The sequence below is a fragment of the Luteolibacter sp. genome, assembly GCF_039920825.1.
GTDB lineage: Bacteria > Verrucomicrobiota > Verrucomicrobiia > Verrucomicrobiales > Akkermansiaceae > Luteolibacter.
This window is the reverse complement of the sequence record NZ_JBDSCX010000008.1, coordinates 1-21,366: the sequence shown is the minus strand read 5'-3', so window position 1 is coordinate 21,366 and position 21,366 is coordinate 1. Positions and strand designations below refer to the sequence as shown.

19 protein-coding genes and 1 pseudogene are annotated in these 21,366 nt (G+C 57.9%); 10 read left to right on the top strand and 10 right to left on the bottom strand.

From position 1 onward, the window contains the following. Positions 1-3: 3 nt before the first annotated feature. Entirely contained in the window at positions 4-687 is a 684-nt protein-coding gene (locus tag ABIQ96_RS01265; RefSeq protein WP_348212716.1) for a YoaK family protein, read from the bottom strand. 13 nt (positions 688-700) lie between these two features. Continuing rightward, positions 701-1,186, bottom strand: a complete 486-nt coding sequence (locus ABIQ96_RS01260) for a hypothetical protein (RefSeq protein WP_348212715.1) — start codon at positions 1,184-1,186, stop codon at positions 701-703. A gap of 100 nt (positions 1,187-1,286) precedes the next feature. Here ABIQ96_RS01260 and ABIQ96_RS01255 point away from each other — a divergent pair, with 100 nt between their 5' ends. The 7 genes from ABIQ96_RS01255 to ABIQ96_RS01225 are packed head-to-tail and all read left to right on the top strand — an operon-like array spanning position 1,287 to position 8,043. Continuing rightward, positions 1,287-1,835, top strand: a complete 549-nt coding sequence (locus tag ABIQ96_RS01255) for a YceI family protein (RefSeq protein ID WP_348212714.1) — start codon at positions 1,287-1,289, stop codon at positions 1,833-1,835. Positions 1,836-1,858: 23 nt separating this feature from the next. Next, positions 1,859-2,797, top strand: coding sequence for a polyprenyl synthetase family protein (locus ABIQ96_RS01250; RefSeq protein ID WP_348212713.1), 939 nt, complete (start codon positions 1,859-1,861; stop codon positions 2,795-2,797). A gap of 18 nt (positions 2,798-2,815) precedes the next feature. Next, the gene (locus tag ABIQ96_RS01245; protein WP_348212712.1) at positions 2,816-3,928 is read left to right on the top strand and encodes an FtsX-like permease family protein; all 1,113 of its coding nucleotides are present in this window, start codon (positions 2,816-2,818) and stop codon (positions 3,926-3,928) included. Between the two features lie 14 nt (positions 3,929-3,942). Continuing rightward, entirely contained in the window at positions 3,943-4,614 is a 672-nt protein-coding gene (locus ABIQ96_RS01240; protein WP_348212711.1) for an ABC transporter ATP-binding protein, read from the top strand. Continuing rightward, a complete protein-coding gene (locus ABIQ96_RS01235; protein WP_348212710.1) occupies positions 4,614-5,852 on the top strand; it encodes a hypothetical protein in 1,239 nt (412 codons plus the stop codon). The genes ABIQ96_RS01240 and ABIQ96_RS01235 overlap by 1 nt, the downstream gene beginning before the upstream one ends. Continuing rightward, positions 5,849-6,247, top strand: a complete 399-nt coding sequence (locus tag ABIQ96_RS01230) for a hypothetical protein (protein WP_348212709.1) — start codon at positions 5,849-5,851, stop codon at positions 6,245-6,247. Before ABIQ96_RS01235 ends, ABIQ96_RS01230 begins: the two co-directional genes overlap by 4 nt. Beyond that, positions 6,244-8,043, top strand: a complete 1,800-nt coding sequence (locus ABIQ96_RS01225) for a cbb3-type cytochrome c oxidase subunit II (protein WP_348212708.1) — start codon at positions 6,244-6,246, stop codon at positions 8,041-8,043. The genes ABIQ96_RS01230 and ABIQ96_RS01225 overlap by 4 nt, the downstream gene beginning before the upstream one ends. Before the next feature lie 106 nt (positions 8,044-8,149). Here the strand turns inward: ABIQ96_RS01225 and ABIQ96_RS01220 are convergent, their stop codons facing one another. Further along, positions 8,150-9,244, bottom strand: a complete 1,095-nt coding sequence (locus tag ABIQ96_RS01220; RefSeq protein ID WP_348212707.1) for an aminoglycoside phosphotransferase family protein — start codon at positions 9,242-9,244, stop codon at positions 8,150-8,152. Then, on the bottom strand, positions 9,237-10,166 hold the full coding sequence (locus ABIQ96_RS01215) for a sugar phosphate nucleotidyltransferase (protein WP_348212706.1): 930 nt from the start codon (positions 10,164-10,166) through the stop codon (positions 9,237-9,239). The genes ABIQ96_RS01220 and ABIQ96_RS01215 overlap by 8 nt, the downstream gene beginning before the upstream one ends. Positions 10,167-10,452: 286 nt before the next feature. Between ABIQ96_RS01215 and ABIQ96_RS01210 the strand changes: the two genes are divergently transcribed. Continuing rightward, on the top strand, positions 10,453-10,740 hold the full coding sequence (locus tag ABIQ96_RS01210) for a helix-hairpin-helix domain-containing protein (RefSeq protein WP_348212705.1): 288 nt from the start codon (positions 10,453-10,455) through the stop codon (positions 10,738-10,740). A gap of 383 nt (positions 10,741-11,123) precedes the next feature. Here ABIQ96_RS01210 and ABIQ96_RS01205 read toward each other — a convergent pair whose 3' ends face one another. After that, positions 11,124-11,519 carry a hypothetical protein gene (locus ABIQ96_RS01205; protein WP_348212704.1) on the bottom strand — a complete coding sequence of 132 codons (396 nt, stop codon included), beginning with the start codon at positions 11,517-11,519 and terminating at the stop codon, positions 11,124-11,126. Positions 11,520-13,040: 1,521 nt separating this feature from the next. Between ABIQ96_RS01205 and ABIQ96_RS01200 the strand changes: the two genes are divergently transcribed. Then, on the top strand, positions 13,041-13,412 hold the full coding sequence (locus ABIQ96_RS01200) for a hypothetical protein (RefSeq protein ID WP_348212703.1): 372 nt from the start codon (positions 13,041-13,043) through the stop codon (positions 13,410-13,412). A 25-nt stretch (positions 13,413-13,437) separates the two neighbouring features. On the opposite strand, the gene ABIQ96_RS01195 is transcribed toward ABIQ96_RS01200, so the two are convergent. After that, positions 13,438-14,043, bottom strand: a complete 606-nt coding sequence (locus ABIQ96_RS01195; RefSeq protein WP_348212702.1) for an adenylate kinase — start codon at positions 14,041-14,043, stop codon at positions 13,438-13,440. Between the two features lie 153 nt (positions 14,044-14,196). Here ABIQ96_RS01195 and ABIQ96_RS01190 point away from each other — a divergent pair, with 153 nt between their 5' ends. Next, on the top strand, positions 14,197-15,525 hold the full coding sequence (locus ABIQ96_RS01190; RefSeq protein WP_348212701.1) for a hypothetical protein: 1,329 nt from the start codon (positions 14,197-14,199) through the stop codon (positions 15,523-15,525). 199 nt (positions 15,526-15,724) lie between these two features. Here the strand turns inward: ABIQ96_RS01190 and ABIQ96_RS01185 are convergent, their stop codons facing one another. The 4 genes and pseudogenes from ABIQ96_RS01185 to ABIQ96_RS01170 all read right to left on the bottom strand — a co-directional run. Beyond that, entirely contained in the window at positions 15,725-16,165 is a 441-nt protein-coding gene (locus ABIQ96_RS01185; protein WP_348212700.1) for a PTS sugar transporter subunit IIA, read from the bottom strand. Between the two features lie 58 nt (positions 16,166-16,223). Further along, complete coding sequence (locus ABIQ96_RS01180) at positions 16,224-18,086, bottom strand: cation:proton antiporter (protein WP_348212699.1); 1,863 nt, start codon at positions 18,084-18,086, stop codon at positions 16,224-16,226. 37 nt (positions 18,087-18,123) lie between these two features. Beyond that, positions 18,124-18,339: pseudogene (locus ABIQ96_RS01175) on the bottom strand (AraC family transcriptional regulator); the annotation flags it as partial. Positions 18,340-18,354: 15 nt separating this feature from the next. After that, positions 18,355-21,366: efflux RND transporter permease subunit (locus tag ABIQ96_RS01170; protein ID WP_348212698.1), on the bottom strand; the 3,012-nt coding region annotated here is incomplete at its 5' end.

Genomic DNA, 21,366 nt, shown 5'->3' with positions numbered 1-21,366 from the left:
TTGCTACGTGGATCCGCCCTTCAGATGGAGATGCTTGTAGAGCGTCCACCCCGTTCCGCCCGCGATATAAATCCCTGCCAGGATCAGCAGGGCCGGGAGTTTCAGGACGACGACGAGTGCGGTGCCGAACAGGGCTCCCGCGAAAAAACTCAGAACCAGAAAGGTGGGGATGAGTAATTTCCACCGGGCGATCTCATGCCCGCGCAGGCGCATCCCGAGATGAGTGCCCAAGTCGGTTAGCAGACCGGTAACGTGGGTCGTGCGCAGGACCATTCCACGGTAGTGGGTGGCCAAGGCGTTCTGAAATCCACAGGCGAAACTCGCGAGGATGATCGATAGCGATGGCGAGGCGTTGAACGAGAAATGGGCTCCCGCCAGACAGACTCCGATGGCGATGATCGACCTTCCGTAAGGGCGATCAAACTCGATGCCCGGATGGTGGATGAAATAACCGGAAGTCGCCGCACCCATCACGAAGCCGATGGCGGCGGTGAGGAGATTGATCGCTCCCGCGGACAAGTGGCTGCGGCCCTCCACCGCATTCATCGCCACCTTGGAGACGTCACCCGTTAGGTGGCTGACCGAAGTGCCGAGACGAAGAAGAAAGCACGCATTCACTGCGGCTCCGAGGAAGGCCAGACAGCATCCGCCGCCAATGATCCATCTCGTATTCGGCTGAATGGTCATCACCGCGTTTTGCTTACTTCAGCAAGCCATCCACCGGTTCCGCTTCCGGCGTCCAGTAGCTGATAGAAGTAATCTTGCCACCCGAGAGCGCGAGGACTGCGACCTTGCCTTTTTGCTCAGGAAAACGGGCGATCAACGCGGCGTCGTCGGTAAGGATGATGCGGTGGCTGTATTTCTTCATCTTCGGAATCGCGAACATGCGGCCGATCCCCGGCATCCCGAAAATGTTCGCCACATAGACGGCCTTCTTGGATGGGAGATAGTCTTTTCCAAGGGCGGTGAGAGCGGCGTTTGCCTTTTTGCCGGTCTCCATGTCATAGCTGACGAGCAGGAAACGAGTCTCCGCGGGCTTGAAGATGAAGGCGTTGTCGAACTGGTCCTTCGCGGTGAAGGCTTCCACGGCCTGACCTTTTTCATAAGGTGCCGAAAACGCCGTGAGGGCTCCGAAAATCGTCGCCGCCAGGGTGAGGGTGATTCTCTTGATGAGACACGATTTCATGATGATTTGGTGGGGATTCTGAATTGGTAACAATCCGTTTGGAAATTCAACAAAGGGTTGTTTGGTGACGCTTTCCCGCCGAACCTAGGTTCACTTTCCGATGAAAACAATCCTCATCACCGTCGCTGGCGGAATCGTTTTATCCGCGTTCTCGGTTCGGGCGGCGACGGTCGAAATCGATCCGGCCCGCAGCCGGATCCAGGTCGATGCCAAAGCCACCGGTCATGCCTTCACCGGAAACTTGCAGAAATTCACCGTCAAGGCGGAAGGCGACGCCACCACCGCCAAGCCGACGAAACTTGAACTGTCATGGGACTTCAACGATCTCAAAACCGGCGACGAGAAGCGCGACGTGGAAATGATCAAATGGCTCGGCGGCGGCAAGCCGAAGGGCACGTTCTCATTTGATAAATCCTGGGATGAAAAATCCGACGGCGGCAGTGCCCAGGGCTCGCTCACCATGAACGGCGCTTCCAAAACCCTCGGCTTCCACTACACCGTGAAACATGAAGGCGGCTGGGTGACCATCGACGGCAAGGCCGGCATGGACTATCAGAATTTCAAACTGCCGCTCATCCGTTCGATGGCGGTCATGACCGTGGATCCCCAGCTCATGGTGCGGTTCCATCTGGTCGGGAAAGTAAAATAGTAACTAACTGAATAAATTCTATTATGACTCCGGAGATTTGGTGGCGCAGGCGTGCGGGATGTGCCCACACGCTGATGCAAGGAAGCTTTTCCAACGGTATGGGCCGCTTGGACTGCGTCGAACCGCGAATGGCTGCGGCATTGAGCGATATTCTGGCGAGGCCGGGATCTCTGGTCCGGGCGGTGACTGCCTACCTGACAGGAATCGAGATGGGAGTCCCCGAGCAATCCGCGCGCGCGATGGCCTGCGGGATCGAATACCTTCATACCGCATCGCTGGTTTTCGACGACCTCCCGGCGATGGATGATGCCCGCACCCGGCGCGGCGCGGCCTGTATCCACGTCGTCCACGGCGAGGCCGTCGCAATGTTGACCGCATTGGCCGTGATCAACCGTGCCTACTCAATGATCTGGCAGGGCATTCATCAGGCGAATCCCCAGCGGCGCGCGACTGCCGGAGAATGGGTGGATGCTCGACTCGGAATCGGTGGGGTGATCGGCGGACAAGCCTATGATTTGCGCGGTTGGCGCGGCGAACAAAGCGCTGCCGAAGTCTCCGAAGTCGCCGCGCGGAAAACCGGTGACCTGCTTCGTTTGACCTTGGTTCTTCCGGCCATCGTCGGTCGTGGAACGCCGCGTGAAATCCAGATTCTCGACCGCGTCGCGCTGCTACGCGGACTCGCCTATCAGGCGGCGGACGATTTGAAGGACGTGCTTTCGGCCGAAGAGGATTTCGGAAAAACAGCGGGTCGCGATGAAGCGCTCGGCAGGCCGAATTTCGTGATCGCCGAGGGACTTCCCGCGGCATTACGACGTTTCCGACGCCTGAGCGATACCGGCGACCGCGTGCAGGCTACGCTACCCGGTCCGGCGGACCGCTGGATGATGCTTGAAATGCTAAAAGTGCCGACGCCGGTATCCGCCGCGGATACGGATTCGTCGCTTCTCTCGGCAGTGATCTGATTTTTACAGAAAAAGGGAATGAGTCTTTGGCGCATGATTTTCACCAACCTGCGGCGGCATCGCGTCCGCACGGCGATCGGAGCAACCGGGATCGCGTTGGGAGTGGCGACGATGCTGAGTGTGGTTGGGTTGTTAGGCGGAGCGGTGAAAATGTTCGAGCGCATCCTGAGCAGCAACTCGGAGATGGTCGTGTTCGAGAAAAACGTCTCGGATCTTTTCTTCAGCAATGTCCCGCAGGAGGTGGTGGGCGAGTTGGAATCGCAGCCATTCGTTAGGGAAGCGCAGCCGGTGCTTTTCGCGATCATCTCCGCGCCGGACCGTCCGGTGATCACCTGTTTCGGCATTCGTGCCTCGGACAGCCGTTTGCACAAAGGCCAGTGGCTGCAAGGCCGCGCCAGGGATTTCACCGACAACGGAGTGGGCGTGGTTCTCGGCGAGAGGGCGGCGGATTTCCTCAATGCGAAAGAAGGCGGCACCATCGAACTCGGTCAGGGAACCTATCCCGTCGCCGGCGTGGTGCGTCTCGAAAACGGATTTGAAAACGGCGGTGTGTTCATGCCGCTGTCCGCCTGTCAGAAGGCTTTCCACAAGGAAGGCGTCTGCTCGGTGGTGACCGTCGCGCTCCAGTCCGGGCACAAGGCTGCCGAGGTGAAATCCTGGATGGCGGCACGCCACGAAAAACTGACGGCGCTGGAGAACAAGGAATTCAACCAGACCTATTCGCAGTTCCGCATCATCAAGACCACCGCGTGGGTCGTTGGTGGCTGCGCGTTTCTGCTAGGCGGGCTCAGCGTGACCAACACGATGATTCTATCGGTTTTTACCCGGATCAAGGAAATCGCCATCGCCCGTGTCTGCGGGTTCTCGCGCGCGCAGGTGGCGCTGATGATTTTCGGCGAGTCGCTGCTGGTCTCCGCCATCGGCACGGTTGTCGGCTGGGGGCTGAGCATGGCCGGGCTGCGGTTGCTCAAGATGGTCCCTATGTTGCAGGGCTATATCGAACCTAACATCGGCTGGAAGGAAGCCGTCGGCGCGATGACGCTGGCGGTGGTGACCGCGCTCGCCGGAGCGATGTATCCGGCCTGGTATGCCTCCCGCCTCAATCCGGCGCAGGCATTGAGATTTGAATAACGAAAGGAACAACGATGAACACACAAGTATTGGTGGAGGATGTCTGGAAGAGTTTCGACCGCGGGCGCATCGAGGTGCTCAAGGGCGTGGCGCTCACCGTTCCCAAAGGCGAGATTGTCGCGTTGTGCGGCACGTCCGGTTGCGGGAAATCGACCTTGCTCAACGTGATTTCCGGCCTTGAGGAAGTGGATCGTGGGAATGTCCGCGTTTCCGGATTCGACGTGGTGAAGGAATCCACCCGCGTCGATCTGCTGCGCCACCACATCGGCTATGTTTTCCAGTTCCATCACCTGATGCCGGATCTAACACTGGCGGAGAACTGCATGGTTCCGGTGATCGCCGCCGGCGGCAACCGCGCCGACAGCATGGTCCGCCTGCGGGAGCTGGCGGTGGCGACCGGCGTCGATCACCGGCTCAACCAGCGGGTGCGAGAACTCTCCGGTGGCGAACGCCAGCGCGGTGCCTTGGTCCGCTCGCTGATGAACGATCCGGAGTTGTTGCTTTGCGACGAGCCGACCGGCGCGCTCGACGAGAAGAACCGGGAAAAAGTGTTTGAACTGTTGATCGAACTGGTGCGCTCGCGTGGCCGGACGCTGGTCTTTGCGACGCACGATCCGGACCTCGCCAGCCGCTGCGACCGCACGGTGAAGATGCGTGATGGCAGGATCGAAGGATTTTCCAACTGATGCTCCCAAGCCCGTCGGCTCCGGAAGACGAAGGTGTCACCACCGCGGTGAAACACGCCTTTGGCTGGCTGGTGGCGGGAAATGCGGTCGGGCTCTATCTGTCGCTGCTCCTGCTCAAGCCCGAGTGGCAGTTAGGCGCTCTGACCTACGGTCGCTGGGTGCCGGTGCATTTGAACGTGCAGCTCTACGGCTGGACGGCGCTGCCGCTGGTCGCATGGCTTTTCTCGATGTATGAGGTGAATCAGAGCAAATTCGCCGCATGGGCACCGGCGGCGGTCTGGGCATGGACCGCGGCTTTGGTGATGGGAGCCATACACTGGCTGAACGGCGAAACTGGGGGCAAGATTTTCCTCGATTGGAAAGACGGCGCGCTGTGGGCGTTCGTCCTCGCGCTGGTGGTTCTTTGGATGGTTCTAACGATTTCGTGGCGGGAACGGTCGCGCGGTTGGAGAAAGTTGAAACGGAAGGTATCGCTCGGCGGTCTGGTCGGACTGGCGCTGGTTCCGGCCGCGATCATCCTGACAGCGTCTCCGAAGACGTATCCGCCGGTGGACCGGCTGACCGGCGGCCCGACCGGATCAAGTTTGTTAGGTTCTTCACTGATCGTTGTCGGCCTGATGCTGTTGCTGCCGCGGGTGGTCGCCCGCACTGGAATCGGCTGGGCGGGGCTGGGAACGTGGGCATACTTCGTTTTCTGTTGGATCTTTTTCGGCGTGGCCGAGGCTGTCGGCGGCACCCACTTCGACTGGTGGCAGAATGTTTCGTTGCTGCTGATGCCGCCGTGGGCGTGGTTGCTGGCGAGAGACTGGTCCGGATTTGACTGGCCCGCACCGGCACGCGGCTGGCGGGTGGCGATGTTTGGCTGGTGGGGGCTGCTGGTGCTGACCGCCTATCTGATGTATTTCCCGTGGATCCTCGACCGAATCAAGTTCACCCAAGGCCTTGTCGCCCATTCGCATCTTGCGATGGCGGGATTCACCACTTCGTTCTGCGCCTTGCTGGCGGTGCTGCTCACCGGCAGGAAAGTCGGCGGGCCGATCTCGGTGGCGGTGTGGCATTTGTCCGCGTTCGTGATGATTTTAACCTTGGCCTGGATGGGCTGGCGAGAGGGGGCCGAACCTTCGTGGATGTTGACGCATCCCGTCTGGCGGGAAGTCGGATTGGCCGTGCGGAGTGCGTGTGGTTTTACCATGCTCTCGGTTTCGGCATTGTGGCTGATTCAATGGAAACTCAAATGAACCGGATCACTTTTCTCAAATTCTGGAGCATCGCGGTAGGATCGATGGATGCCGTGACCGGGCTCCTTCTCATCGCCGCACCGGCACTGGTGTTGCGGATGTTAGGAATCGCGCCGCCGTCCGCGGATGCGCTGGTGTTCCTCAGTTGGATGGGGGTTTTCATCACCGCCGTAGGGCTGAGCTACGCCATGGCGTTGGGCAGGCGCTCGCGCGGCGAGACGGTCTGGGCGTTCACTGCAATAGTTAGAATTCTGGTCGCATTGTTTCTGCTGGCGAAAATCCTCGGCGGGATCCTGCCAATACCTTGGGGAATCGTCGGTTTGTCAGATGCCGTGGTCGGGGGAATTCAAATCGCCATCCTGCGCATGGGTTGGTGGAAGGAGGTGCCTGAATGAAACTCACAGCGATCCGCGCCGCAGTCGTTGTGGCTGCTGTTTACGGATATTTCCTGATCTTCGCGCAGTTCGCGTTTGTCGAACTCCTGCGGGCCGGCGGAGCGAGTCTGACGCAGGAAAAGGTTGCGCTCGGATCGATGGCGCTCGCCGGATTCGCGGGCGGATTCCTTGCCGCATGGCGTGGCGCGAGCCCGGCGATGGTCCGGATCGCGCTGGCGTTGGCTGCTGTTAGCTCGGTGCTCGCGCCTTTCGCGAATGCGATGCCTGGCGCGTTGGGAATCGCCATTGCGACCGGTGCCGCGCTGGGCGTGGCGACCGTGAGCCTCGCGGCGATGGTTCCGGCATGGTGCGGCGTCGCGTGGGTGGGACTGGGAACCGGGCTGGGCTACGCGGTCTGTAATTTTCCAGCGATCTTCACGCAGACTCCGGTCGGACAGGCATACGTGGGAACGGGCTTCGCCATCGCTGGCTTGTTAGCCGTGCCGTCGCTGACGAAGTGGCGGGAGCATGAGTTGAAGAAAATTTTCCCGCTGTGGGGTGCCATCGCCTTGTTCACCGCGCTGGTATGGATGGACTCGGCGGCGTTTTTCATCATCCAGCATTCGACCGACTTGAAGAACGGCACGTGGGGAACCGGACTGCTGTGGCGGAATGCCGCGGTGCATCTATCAGTCGCCATCGCCGCTGGATTCTGGCTCGCTCGCGGCGGGGCGCGGATGCTTCCGGCGTTCGCGTGGGCCATCCTTGCCGTGGCGGCGCTGGCGGTGAACGGCGGATCCACCCGTGATCTCGCAGGGTGGCTTTATCCGGCGGGAGTTTCGCTCTATTCGGCGGCGCTGGTGGCCTGGCCCGGTTGGTTTTCAGGTGTGAGTGGACCCCGGCGCGCCGGTTGGCGGGCGGCATGGTTGTTCGCCATCGCCGGCTGGTTCGGCTCGGCCAACGGCATCGGCATGGCGCAAACGTTGCAAAGGGTTCCGCCGGAGTTTGTCGCGCTATCGGGGGCTTTGGTCGTTGCGGTGATGGTTCTATCTGATTTGAAACACTGGAGGTCGGCGGCCGCCGTGGCGGCGGTGATCCTGACGGCGATGCTGTTCCCGAAGACCGCGACCACTCCGGTCGGTGATGCATTCGAACGCGGGCGGCAGGTTTACCTATCGGAAGGCTGCATCCACTGCCACTCGCAATACGTCCGCCCTGATTCGTTGGATGTGGCGAACTGGGGGCCGGTGAAAAGCGTCGGTGATGTGTTCAAGGGGGAACCGGTATTGATTGGCAATCGCCGCCAAGGACCGGATCTAACGAATGTCGGCGCGCGGCGCTCGGCGGCGTGGCTGAAACTGCATTTCATCAATCCGCAGGTTTTTGTTCCGGGAAGCGCGATGCCATCGTATGCCCATCTTTTTGAAAGCGGAAAAGGCGACGATCTTGTGCGGTATCTGAAGCAAGCGGGCGAAAATCAAATGGGAGGTGTTGTGGAAACCGCTTCCAAATGGCAGCCGCATGGCTCGGCGGAAGAGGCGGATGGTAAATCACTTTTCGCGACTAACTGCGCGACCTGCCACGGGTCGAATGGATTGGGAAATGGTCCTATCTCACTGGAGCTCGCGAGAAAGCCCGCGAATCTGGTAGCAGGACCATTCGCCTGGACTCCGGCGGGAGAGATCTTGGAACTGCGGGTGGCCCGCGTGATCAAGTTCGGTCTGCCGGGCACGGATATGCCGGGGCATGAGGTGCTGACGGACGGGCAGGTGCTTGCGCTGAGGGACTGGGTGTTGCAGTTGAGGGCTGCACCTTAAGGAGCGTGGACGCCTCGTCCACGAAGCCCATGTGCTGAGAAATAAAAGTGCGAAGCTCGTCTCTTTCTCCTCCCATTGGCCAGGCGGACGTGGGCGTCCGCCCTCCTTATTGGGCTTTCGCGACGATTTCCTCCATGGCCGCCATGTTCTCTTCGAGCGCGCGGACGAAGGCGAACTGGTTGCGGCAGCGGTCGAGGTTGTGGCCGGGACGCTTGATCTTGAAATAGGTGTCGCCGTTCAAATGATCGGTTAGGAAGCGGATGCCGCATTCGAGCGTGAGCAGCTTGCCGGAGAATGCCAGGTTGGCGCGCTCTGCCCCGTTGAGGAAGGTGGCGGTGGAGAGGTAGCCTGTGACCAACGACTCGAAGCGATCGAGGCGGAGGCCGATGTGGGTCACATCCGGGTCATCCTCCCGCGTGGTCGGCGCGGCGGCGCGGACCATGTCGCCGAAGTCATACAGCGCGCAGCCTGGCATGGTGGTGTCGAGATCGATCACGCAGATGCCTTCCGCCGTAATTTCGTCTAGCAGGACGTTGTTGAGCTTGGTGTCGTTATGGGTGACTCGCTCGGGGATTTCACCGGAGGCGATGAGGTAGGTGATGCGCGAGCAGTCCGTGGCGCGGGCGCGGGCGAAATCGATCTCAGTTTGGACGCCGGATACGCGGCCGGCCACGTTGCATGCGATCGCCGCTTCGAGAGCTTCGAGGCGTTTCGCCGTGTGGTGGAAATCGGGAATCGTCTCGTGGAGACGCTCACCGGTGAGTCCGGCGGTGAGTTGTTGGAAAGCTCCGAAGGCGCGGGCCGCCTGATAGGCCTGCTCGTTGCTCTCGATTTCATCATAGCCCTTCGCTCCCTCAATGAACGGATAGGTGCGCCAAAGGTTGCCGTCCTTGTCAATGGCGTAGGGCTTGCCATCGCGCGCGGGGACGCAGGTCAGCGTGCGACGGTGGGCCTCGGGATTTCCACTGGCCAGCAGTTGCTCCAGCGCATGACGGGTGACGCGGGCGACGTTTTCCATGACCTTGATCGGGTCCTTGAAAACGTTGTGGTTGATCCGCTGATGGATGTAGCGGACACGGCAGCCGGCCTGGTCATACCAAGCGCAGTAAGTGTCGTTGATGTGCCCCGAACCGAACGGCTGCGCATCGACGAAGTCGGCACGCATCTCGAACAGGAGCGAAATCGCGCGCAGGTCATGCATGGACCACCGCTTGGGAAAGGTCCGCAGGATAGTCACCCGCCGCGATCAGTGCCCGGATCGATGCCACGACGTGAGGCTTGTCATCCGGGTAGGTGACGCCGAACCAGTGGCTCGTCGTGTCGAGCAAGGAGCAATCCGCATGACCGGCGCGGATCAGCGCGTCCACCACGGTCGGAATGTAACACTCGGACTTTTCCATGTGGCCGAACTCACGGATGAAATGGGAGAACTCGTTTTCCAGCTGCCCCATGAAACAGGCGGTGAAGGCCCAGAAATTCATGGAAACCGGTGACTTCTCGCACACCTCGCGACGGCTGCCGTCGAGGGAATTTCCGCGAACCATGCCATCGGCCTCGCGTTCGATTTTCACATACTCCTCGACGCTGTGGAGGAGACCGACTTCGTCACGCGTGCAGATGCCGCGGTTCACGTCGCCGTGGTCGGAAAGGGTGTTGATGAGCGGATAGCCCACCATCGCATAGTGAGCTTTCTCGCATTCCGTATTGGCATTTCCGAGGAATTCCGCAGCGCGGACATAGGCGTCGCGACCGTAGAAATCGTCCGCATTGATCACGGCGAAGGGCTCCTTCACCAGATCGCGTGCGGCACGGACGGCGTGGGCGGTGCCCCAGGGTTTCGCACGGCCTTCCGGTACCTCGAAACCTTCCGGCAGGTCATCGAGTTTCTGGAAGGCGTAGTCCACTTGGATCATGTCGGCGAAACGTCCGCCGACTCCCTGTTTGAAAGCCTCGGCGAAATCCTCGCGGATGATGAAAATCACGCGTCCGAAGCCGGCGCGGATCGCGTCATAGACCGAATAGTCGAGAACGGTTTCACCATTCGGGCCCATCGGGTCCATTTGCTTGAGGCCGCCGTATCGGCTGCCCATTCCGGCTGCGAGAACAAGGAGTGTCGGTTTCATGGGAGGCAAGGAAACACCACGGGTTCTGAAAGTCCGCAGAGCTGCCCTGCAATGCCAATTGGCGGCCCCGCTGGCAACCCCTCAATTTGGGGGGCGGGAAGACTGGGGAGCGAAAAGCGGGGAAATTCAGCGAACGCTTTGACTCGGAGAGGCTGGTGAGCGGGGGCATGAGGTCGGATATGGGATTTTCCCACCAGCCCCCGGCCCCTGAATCCCAGCCCCTCAATCTTCCCCGGCCGCTTCAAATTCCTTGAAACCGCCGCCGCTCCACGATCCATTGAAATCCATGAAAATCCATCCGGATGCGGCCGTCGCGCGGCTCGAAGATCTCCCGAATGTCGGCAAAAGCATCGCCAACGATCTCCGGTCGCTCGGGATTCACAACGCGGAGGAGTTCGCCCGGCGGTCGCCGCTGGACGTTTACCTCCAACTCACGCCGGTCATGGGCAAACGCCATGATCCCTGTGTTTTCTACACCTTCCTCGCGGTGGAGCATTTCCTGAAAACCGCCGAACCGCTGCCTTGGTGGAAATTTACCGAAGCCGGGAAGCGCATTCTTCGGGAAAACCCGTGAGGCTAAGGAATGGATTGCCAGTGGCGACGAACGTGTTGATTCCGGATTCAATCGATGGCGCCTATGGGCCGGATTTGGAAAATGTTGGGACTGGACCAAGGTGGCGAACATTCAAGTTGAGTCGCACCATGCGACCGTTGCCCGCGCCCTCCGCGATGCTTTTGGATGGAAGGGGAATCAGGATTTTCGGGAACGAAAGAGGATCGTCGAGGACGTTGTGACGAATACGATTCTTTACGGATAGACTCCCGGATTTGGGCCCGATAATTGTTCTTATGAAAAATGCAAACCAATGGAGTTAGTAGACAATCGAAACGGGAAAATGAATTAATATAAATATGGTTTAATGGATAGCGACTAGAGTCCAAAAAAATAAACGAATTTCAAAATGGTATCGAATCTTCTTCAAATGTCGCCTGTGCGACTAACGAACGAACAATCTTGATGGTGTCAGGGTGATTGATTTTCTCCCTTACGAAATTCTCTAGCTCAGCTTCATTGTCAATTATTGTTTCTTCAAAATCATGTGTATTAACAGGATATAGGGATATTTCGTGATAAAGGCTAAAAAGTTCATATTTGTATTTTAGAGAAGGAACCCGGAGATAGAAATCGTGAAGAAATCCACCATTTTGGGCTGCTCTCGTATTGACCTCGGCAAGAACTAAATTTCTCGTCTTCGGTCCTAGTTGTGCAGCTACTCTTTCAAGTACTTGGCGAGGCGTGCTTGGTATATTTTCCAGTAAATCGTTAGGCCAGAATTCTGTATCTGTTGTCATTATATTATTTTGTTGGTAGGTCGAAGTTCAATAGTATTGGGAGGTGGTCTGACGAGGTCGGAATTCCTCGTTCGCTGATTAGAGATGATGAGCCGGCTTTTGTTAAGACATGGGTCGAGTCCTTGGGCAGAAATGGAAGTAGTTGTGGCCTCACTAGTACTTGATCAAATAGATGCCAAAATTGGCAATTGTCTTCCGAGCTTCTGTAGTAGTAGGATCCAGGAGGGGATTCTCGATCGTCTCCGTAAACGCTCCAAGTCGGATTGTAAAAAAAAGGGAAATCCCCGAATGGGGAAACTTCGCGTTCTCCGCGAGAAGCAACGTTCCTGCACATCACGGCATGCATTCCGTTGGCAGCGGTCATTCCATCAGAATACGGTTCGGAATTAAAATCACCAACTGCAATTGTGCGGCGATGTCCGCACATGTCTTCTTCTTCTCGAATAACGTGCGCAAGCTGGATGAGAGCGCTATTCTGGCTGCTGGGGCTCCGATTTCGCAGGCTTTTCCAGTGTAACGCGCAAAGCAAAAAAGATTGATGCGTCGGAAGCGAAATTTCTCTTATGGTGAAATACTTCGATTCTCTCTTCAATTTGATTAGTGCATCGCCAAACGATGTGAAGATATTAAGCCTTTCACATACGCTAGGGGTAATATAATAATTCGATAACTCCTTGTTTAGAGATGAAAGACGGGTGCCTGTGCTAACAGGATCTTCAGCAAGTATCAGTATGTCGATCTGATGCTCAGTCGCCAAAACTCGAATTTCAGAAGATAAATCTTTTCTGTTCACGTTCCAAAATAACAATCTCAACATTTTCGGAATTGCTTATTAAGCGACTATTTTTAGGATTAATTGAAATTCGAATCCGTTCTCAGCGATTGGTGCAAATATTCTGGGTTGGCGGTCATCATCTTATTTTGATGACGGACGAAAGCCTCCGAGGCGGAACTTGACTGGGAAATGGGGGACGGATCTACTGACCTGATAGCGTTCCAAGTGGATTTCGCGGCCGCCGTAGTTGTCGTGAGAAAGTTTGGCATTTTCTTTGGGGTGAGAAAGAATGGTCAGGAGCTCAGAACCGAATAACGGATGGAAAGTTCCCGGACAAGGAAACTCGGATTGAATAGGACTTCTGGGTTCATTATACGGTCTTTTTATACGGTGAGACTGACTAAAAGAGAATATTAGGGATAAATGAGGTGGTCCTAAATGATGGCGAAGGTGCTCATGATCAGCGTGTTGAGTAGCCGGGAGGGATGGAGCGCTCTCTAGTAACCCTCTTGTTCTTGTCCCGAACGAGGCGCGCTACCAGTCTGCGCCACGCCCCGACTGCATTGGCATGTCTCGCACGACGCGGGCGGTGAAGAAGAATTTTTCCGATTTTTCCACCGGCATCAAGTGGATTTTGGGAGTGTGGGGTGGGTAGAGGGGATCACAGATACGGGGCTCTTATATGGTGGGGACGAGGAAGCTGGCATCTCGACTGCTTCACCTAACGATGTCATCCCCCCGAAAATATGATCACTCTCGAAATCCGGATCAGCGGCAACGGACCCGCTCATTTCAACTTCAGCAGCGGCCAGATCGCCGCCGTGCACCTCAGTCCGCCGACGGATGGTTCAGGCCTGGCGATGCAGATCGGCAATTTGCAGGCCTCGTCGCTTTCCCTTTCGCCCGGCAACGGCGTGGAAAATACGGCGATGGTGGACATCACGGAGGGCGTGGATCCGATCTGGCTGGCACTCACCATCGACTGCACGGGCGGCGGATCCGTAAGTGTCGGGTTTTCCGGATCGCCAACCGTGCGGGTGAATGCCGGGTCGTTTATCGGGCTGGAATACAACAACGGCCATCCGGCTCCAATGGTGAGTTCGCAGGAGTTCCAGTAGGAGCGATTTGCCGAATCGCCCGACGCTATGCTGTTAGCGCGGGCTTGTCACTTGCCGGTTTGTGATGCTCCCTAACGATTTTCAGGAACGCTTCCGTTTCGGATGGTGTTTTCAGTCTGACAAACCGGATGTGGGAATACTTTTCCTCCACCGACAACGCCTCGTATTTCCGTCGGATGGAGCGGAAATTCGTAACCGACCAGAGGATGATCGAGTCGTTGCTGAAGAAGCTTTTCCTGAACGATTCGCGGTTGCCGGTTCCTTCCCAGATTTCCTCCCGGGTGAGCGAACGCTTGAACGCGCGCTTCACGGATCGGAAAAAAGTCGTCGGAAAACCGGGGTCCAACCAGACGACCATATCGACTTCCTCCCACTTGATATCAATCGTCCGGTTGTAGTTGCCATCAAGAACCCAGTTTTCCTTCGAAACGGCCGCGCGAAGTTTTCCGAAAAACTCCTCATCCGATGGCCAATGCCAATCGGGTCCCCAGAAAAGGGCATCCATCTCGATGTGACGGACTTGCAGGATGTTTGCCAAGGCGTTGCTGAAGGTGGATTTTCCGCTGCCGCTGCTGCCGACCACGTTGATCCGCCGCACACCTGATAAATCCGGCTTGATAATCTCGGGCATAGGTTTCTTGGGAGATAGCGAGACCCCGGATGGGATGGCCAGCAGATTTTCAACGGAAGCCGTGTCATGGAGGCGCGTTGTCTCCGTGGCAGTTGGAATTTCCTTCACTTCAGGGGGATTTCCGAAATAGAAATGATGGTAAATCGAATTGTTATGAAACCATCCGTTACTCGTCTGAAAATGATCGCCGGAGTTTTCGGCGCCTTGTGCGTTTCCCAACCCGGATTGATATCGGCGCAGGGCGTTCCTCTCAAAAAACTGGGAACTCCGGTCGGGGAAAACGCGGTTCCGGTGGGTGAGCACGCGGTTCCTGTCGCGGAAGACGCGAGTCCGGCGGGAGAGGATGCGGTGCCGATCGGTGAAGGGGCGGTGCCGTTGTCGAAAGGGGGAATCCGTGTGGGGGAGGGGGCGGTTCCGGCGGGCAAAAACGGAATTTCAGCGGGTGAAGGTGCGGTCCCGACGGGCAAGAACGGAACTCCGGCGGGCGAGGACGCGGTTCCCACTGGCAAGGACGGGATTCCCGCCGGTGAAGATGCGGTTCCTGCGGGAAAGAGCGGAGTTTCGGTGGGAGAAGATGCCGTCCGCGTGGGGGAGGGAGCTATTCCGATCAATGAGAATGCGGCGCTAAACGAACAGGCTCAGCAGCGCCGCCTGCAAAACCGCGAGGCCGCGATGAACGATCCGGCGACGTCGCGATTTTTCGAAGGCGACACCGGAACGCGTTTGGGAAAAGTGTCGGGAAATCTCACCGCCGCCACCGGGTATCCATCAAATGTCACTGCTCCGGCCATCGCGCAACAGGACGCCGAGGACCGGGATTGGTCCCTGGGGGCGGTGACCTCGGCCGAGTCCCGCCCGCCGGATCTTTTCACCAAGGATTGGTGGACCGCGCACCCGGATGTTCTCGACGGGACGAGCCGCTATTACGCCGACAAGCCGGCCTCCGCCTGGTGGCAGGGCTCGCCGTGGAATGAATTGATCCGCGTGCTCGGAATGAGGAATGCCATCAAGCCGTTCAAGTATGTGAATGATCGCAACATCACTTTCAAAAACGATGTCATCTATGTCAACGGCCAGGCGGTTTCGTCCTACGAGGATTTTGTAACGTCCGCCCGCGCTCTCGCCAACACGCATCCCGAAGGCATCGCCGAGCGGCCGGGTTGGTTTCCGTTAGGAACCTTCGCCGTTTCCTCCAGCATGAAACAAAAGACCTCGAACCACGCCATCCAGCTCGCGATGGACGCTGCGGGAAACATCGCCGGAGTTTATGTGAACTGGCCGCAGGGCAATGTCCTGCCGATCGGCGGCAGCGTGGATACCAATTCACAACGCGTCGCCTTCAACATCGGCGGCAGTGACAACATCGTCATCGAAACGGGGCTCGCGAATCTTACGGAACCCAATACCCGCGTCTGGGTGCATCTTCCTAGCAGCCATAGCCAGACCTGGCTGATCACCCGGATCAAGTCAGGCGGGGAATAGCTCCCGGATTCCGCGGAGCATTCGTCCCGATTGGAACGGCCAGAGGTTTATCCCGCGCCAACACCTGACGGCGGGCGGAGTTCAAACGGGACCCAATCGGGTTCGGCGAGACTCGATAACAGCTCGCCGCCGCGAGCCCGGATCAACTCGCGGGCGATGTCGTAAGAGAGGTGTGACGATTGGGTTATCTAACGAACACTCAGGCGAGTAATCGGGTGAATTCCTCCGGTGTTTCCGCCGTCAGCAAGCCGTTCAGAACCTCCGGATCGCGCAACCGTTTCACCAGGACCGACATGAGTTCGAGATATTCGCTGATCCGGTGCGGCGGGATGCCCAACAGGAAAATCAGACGAACCGGCTCAGCCTCGGGGCCGAACGGAATGGGGCTGGCACATCGCGCCGCCACGCACACGATCTCGCTGGCAAGCACGGTGCGGGCGTGGGGAATCGCCACCCCGTTGCCGAGAAGCGGCGGATTGATCCGCTGCCGGTCGATCACGGCGTCCACAAATCCACCAAAATTCGTGATTCCCGAACCGATCGCAAGAAGGTCCGCCGTGCGCCTAACCGCATCGTTTTCGTCCACGGCTGCGAAATCAAGAAGCGGAGGCGCGGCGAATGTCAGGTGGGGGAGGGTCATTGGTATTGATTCAAAAGAAGGATTTACGATCCGGCGACAAAAAATCAGGAATCACCCGTTATTGCTCTTGGGCCCCGGCGGAATTCGTGCCTTGGGTGGAGGTTGCCTGGCCGGTGGCGATGTCGCTGCGCATCAGTTCGTTCAGGCTGCGGTGCGCCTCCTTGGCGGCGGTGAAAAATTCCTTTGAATCGATTCGATGCTTGGCCATTTCCCGGACCATGACTTCGTCCCGCTCGCGGTAGAGCCGGCTTGCGCGATCCGCGGCTTCGTCGGATTCGCCTAACATTTTCAAGACGTCGATGCCGAGGCGGATGGAGGAATCGAGAGTGTCCCGATAAATGAGATCTTCGCCGGCATTGAGGTATTCGTAAGCTTCGATCCGGCTGTAAGCGCGGACGAAGATTTTCAAATGCGGATGATGGCGGCGGGCATTTTTCACGATCTTCAGCGTGGTGTCGGCGTCTTTGAGCGCGATGACGAGGATTTTCGCGCGCGCGGCTCCTGCGATTGTTAGGAGTTCCGGGCGGCTCGCATCCCCGTAGAAAATCGGGACGCCGAGGGAGCGCAGCAACTCGACCTGATCGGTGTCGTGATCGAGCACCGTGCAATCAAAACCCCGCGAACGAAGCAGGCGGCCGATGGCGTGGCCGAACCGGCCGAAGCCGCAGATGATCACCGGATTTCCTTCGTCGGTTGCGTCGGATTCGGGCTCCGGTTTCGATGATTCAGGGACGCGGGAAATGATGTGCTGCGCCGCGAGGATCAGCAGGGGAGTGGTGGCCATCGAAAGTGCGACGATCACAACGACCGCCCGGCCTGTTGCCACGCTGAAAACACCGGAGGACAAGGAAAGCGTGATGAGCACGAAAGCGAATTCACCCCCCGCGGCAAGCGAAGCGGCGAATAGCAGGGCGGAGTTCGTGCGCCTTTCTTTCAGCATCGAGAGGCCATACAAAATGCCACCTTTCACCACGATCAGCCCCAGCGCTCCGCCGATGACGAGTCCCAGGTGATCGCGGATGTAGCCGAAATCGATACCTGCTCCCACGCCGAGGAAAAAAAGTCCTAACAAAATTCCCTTGAACGGATCGAGGTCGCTTTCAAGCTCGTGGCGGAATTCACTGCTAGCAAGGACCACGCCCGCGATGAACGCGCCGAGCGCCGGGGAAAGCCCAACCTTCGTCATCAGCAGCGCGACGCCGATCACCAGCAGCAGCGCGGCTCCGGTGAACGCTTCCCGCTGATGGGTGCGGGCGATGGCTTGGAACATCCGTCGCATTCCGATTTGTGCGACGGCGACGATCAGCGCGACGGCCCCGATAGTGGTCAGTGCCTGGGCCCAACCCGGCCAGTGAGCCATCCACGCGTTCGAAGCGCCATGGTTGTTCAAGGCTCTGCCGCCGTTTCCTAACAATGGCATCAGCGCGATGATCGGGATGACGGCGATGTCTTGGAAAAGAAGCACCGCGAAAGAGTTCTGCCCGGCCTCGGTGTGCAGAAGGCCCTTTTCCGCCAGCGTTTGCAGGACGATGGCGGTACTCGACATCGCGAGGATCAGGCCGATGGCGATGGCCGGTTTGAATTGAACTCCGAAAGCACAGGCGAGTCCGGCGACACCGAGCGCGCACAGTCCGACTTGGAGCGATCCCAAGCCGAGCAAGTGATGCCGCATTTTCCATAGCATTGTCGGGCGGAGTTCCAAGCCGATGAGAAACAGCATCACGACGACTCCAAACTCCGCGAAGTGGGTGATCTGCTCGCCCTCGTTTCCCATCAAATGAAGTCCCCATGGTCCGATCGCCGCGCCGATGATCAGGTATCCCAGCACCGCACCGAGGCGGATTTGTTTCCCCAAAAGCACCGCCACAATCGCGGCCGCCAGATAGATGAATGCTTGTTGGAAAGCCTGCTCGAACGCCATGCCACGATCTTACAGACCGGGAGTGCGCGATCAAGCGTCAGAAGCGCATCAATGCCTCGCGCAGGCGGCTGGCTTCCGACGCCGGGCCGTCGCCGAAGTAGCGCTTGAATTCGTGGCTGAACTGCGAGGCCCTTTCGTAACCCACTTCCCGTGCGGCGACTGCGGCGGTGGTGCCTTCGTGGACCATCAGCATCCGCGCCTTGTGGAGACGGATATTTTTCAGATACTGCAGCGGCGAGGAAGCGGTGAATGCGATTTGAACAGAAAGTCACCGTGGCTGCAAATTGGAGTCGTCTCCCTGCGGATGTCCGGAATGACTCACTTCGGTGCGGCTCGCACGGAACCAGATGGCGTAGAGCGCGGGCAGGAAGGCCAGGGTCAAGAACGTGCCGACGGCAGTTCCTCCGATCAGTGCATAGGCCATGGATCCCCAGAACACCGAGTGGGTGAGCGGAATAAATGCCAGCACGGCGGCCAGTGCGGTTAGGATCACGGGCCTTGAGCGCTGAACGGTGGCTTCGATAATCGCGTGATAGAGATCGAGTCCTTCTTCCTGATTGGTATGAATCTGGCCGATCAGGATGAGCGTGTTGCGCATCAGAATTCCCGACAGCCCGATCAAGCCGAGAATGGCGTTGAATCCGAAGGGTTGTTGAAAAATGAGCAGCGTCGGCACCGCGCCGATGAGTCCAAGCGGGCCAGTTAGCAACACCATCCACATCCCGGAGAAAGAACGCACCTGGATGATGATCACCGCCATCATGAACAACAACATGATCGGGAAAAGCGGAGCGAGTGCCGAGTTGGCTTTCTGCGCTTCTTCGATGGAGCCCGCCATTTCGACCCTGTAGTTCTCCGGCAGTGATTTCCGCAGTGGTTCAAGCTTCGCCCAAAGTGCGTTAGACACGTCCGGCGGCTGGGTGGACTCGACGTTGTCGCCGCGCACGGTGATGGTGGAAACACGGTCCCGCCGTTTGATGAGCGGATCCTCGGGGCGTATTTCCACTTTTCCGATTTGGCTCAAAGGAATCGCCTTTCCGTCGCGGGAGGTGAGGGTGAAATCCTCCAGCTTTGTTGGATCCAATCGCTCGGGTCCCGCGCTTCTCGCCACGATGTTCACAGTCCGAATGTCCTCTCGAACTTGGGTGATGGTGAGGCCGGTGAGGAGAAATTGCAGTTGCTGCGCGGTCTCTTCGGGTGAAAGCCCGATGAGCTGGAGTCGCTCTTGGTCCAGGGCAAAATGAACCTTGGGAGCGCGGTCGCCCCAGTCCACGTTGACCGTGCGCATGCTCGGATCATCGCGCATGATTTTTTCGACATCGTTTGCGATTTTTCGAATCTTTTGCGGATCGGGTCCCATCACCCGGAACGCGACGGGGTAGGGAGAGTAGGGGCCGAACACCAACTGGGTGACGCGAATCCTCGCGTCCGGAGCCAGACCATCGGTGGCAGCTTGGCGAAGCCGCACTTTGAGGTGATCCCGGGCTCTCGCATCGGGAGTTAGAACTATGATTTTTGCGAACGATGGATCGGGCAACTCCGGATTGTAGGAGAAGAAAAACCGTGGAGCTCCGGCTCCGATATATGAAGTCACGATTTTCGATTCGGGTTGTTTCGAGAGCCATTGCTCGACTTTTTTGGCCGCCGCACTGGTCGTCTCGATACTGGTTCCCTGTGGAAGCTGGACCTCAACTAGCAATTCAGGCCGGTCGGAATTTGGGAAAAACTGTTTCTTCACGATTGCCATACCAGCACCGGACATGAGAAATGTTGCGAGTGTAACTCCGGCGACCGTGTATTTCCTCTTCACACACCAAGTGATAATTCCACGAAGCCGCCGGTATCCCGGAGTCGAGTAGATCGCCGCATGGCCGCCCTCCACGGTTTTAATTTTCGGCAGAAGTTTCACGCCGAGGTAGGGGGTGAAAATCACCGCCACGATCCACGAGGCGATCAATGAGAATCCAACGATCCAGAAGATGTTTCCGGCATACTCACCAGCGGTCGAGCGGGCGAAACCGACGGGTAGAAATCCGATCACGGTTACCAATGTTCCGGCGAGCATGGGCCCTGCGGTGTGGCTCCAGGCGGAGGCCGCGGCCGGGATACGATCCATTCCCTCCTCCATCTTCACCACCATGGACTCGATGGCGATGATGGCATCATCCACTAACAGTCCAAGCGAGACGATGAGTGCTCCCAATGTGATTCGATCGAAGACACGGTCCGTCACCATCATGACGACAAACACCGCGCCCAAGGTCAGGGGAATGGCCGCCACGACGATGATTCCAACCCTCCATCCGAGGCTAAGCAGACTAACTAACATCACCACGCATACCGCCATCGCGAATTTGATCATGAATTCGTTCACCGCCGAGCTGATGTTGACGGCCTGGTCCGTGATTTTTTTCAGGCTAACTCCTGCGGGCAGATCGGAGGAAATCTTATCGCTTTCCGCTTGGAGGGATTTCCCCAGTTTCAATCCGTTCCAGCCATCGTGCATGACGACACTCAGCAGCATTGCCTGTTCGCCATTATGCCGGATCACATAGGTTGCCGGGTCTTCGTAGCCTCTCTTGACCTCCGCGATGTCCGAGAGCTTGAAGCTCTGCTTGTCGGTTACGATGGGAGTGTTGCGGATTTTTTCGATGTCGGTGTAGGCCCCGTCGAGACGGACAAACACCTGTGCTCCGTTCGTGTCCACCGATCCTGCTGGTGTCATCGCATTCTGCCGCGAGAGAGCGGAGAAAATTTCCGTTGGAGAGATGCCTAGCGTGGTTAGTTTCTGGAAGGAGAAATCTACAAAAATCCTCTCCTGCTGCTCTCCGGAAATATCCACTTTTTTGACGCCCGGAACGTGCAGGAATCTTTGCCGTAGATCCTCGGTGATGCGTGTTAGTTCCCGGAGGGGAAGACCCGGAGCTTCCACCGAATAAATCGCAAATGAGACATCCGAATACTCGTCGTTGACGAAAGGTCCCATGGCGCCCTGCGGCAATTTACGGGCTTCATCACCCAGCTTTTTCCGCGCTTGGTAAAATTGTTCGAGGACTTCCTTGGGTGGAGTTTTGTCGCTCAGTTGCAACATCATTAATGCCAGGCCGGGACGCGTGGTGGTTTCCACACGATCATACCAGCGCAGTTCCTGAAGTCTTTTTTCCAATGGCTCCGCCACCAGATCTTGCATTTCCTGAGCCGTGGCTCCGGGCCATACCGCGCTCACCGTGAGGACTTTGACCGTGAACGATGGGTCTTCCGCCCGTCCCAATTGGAAGTA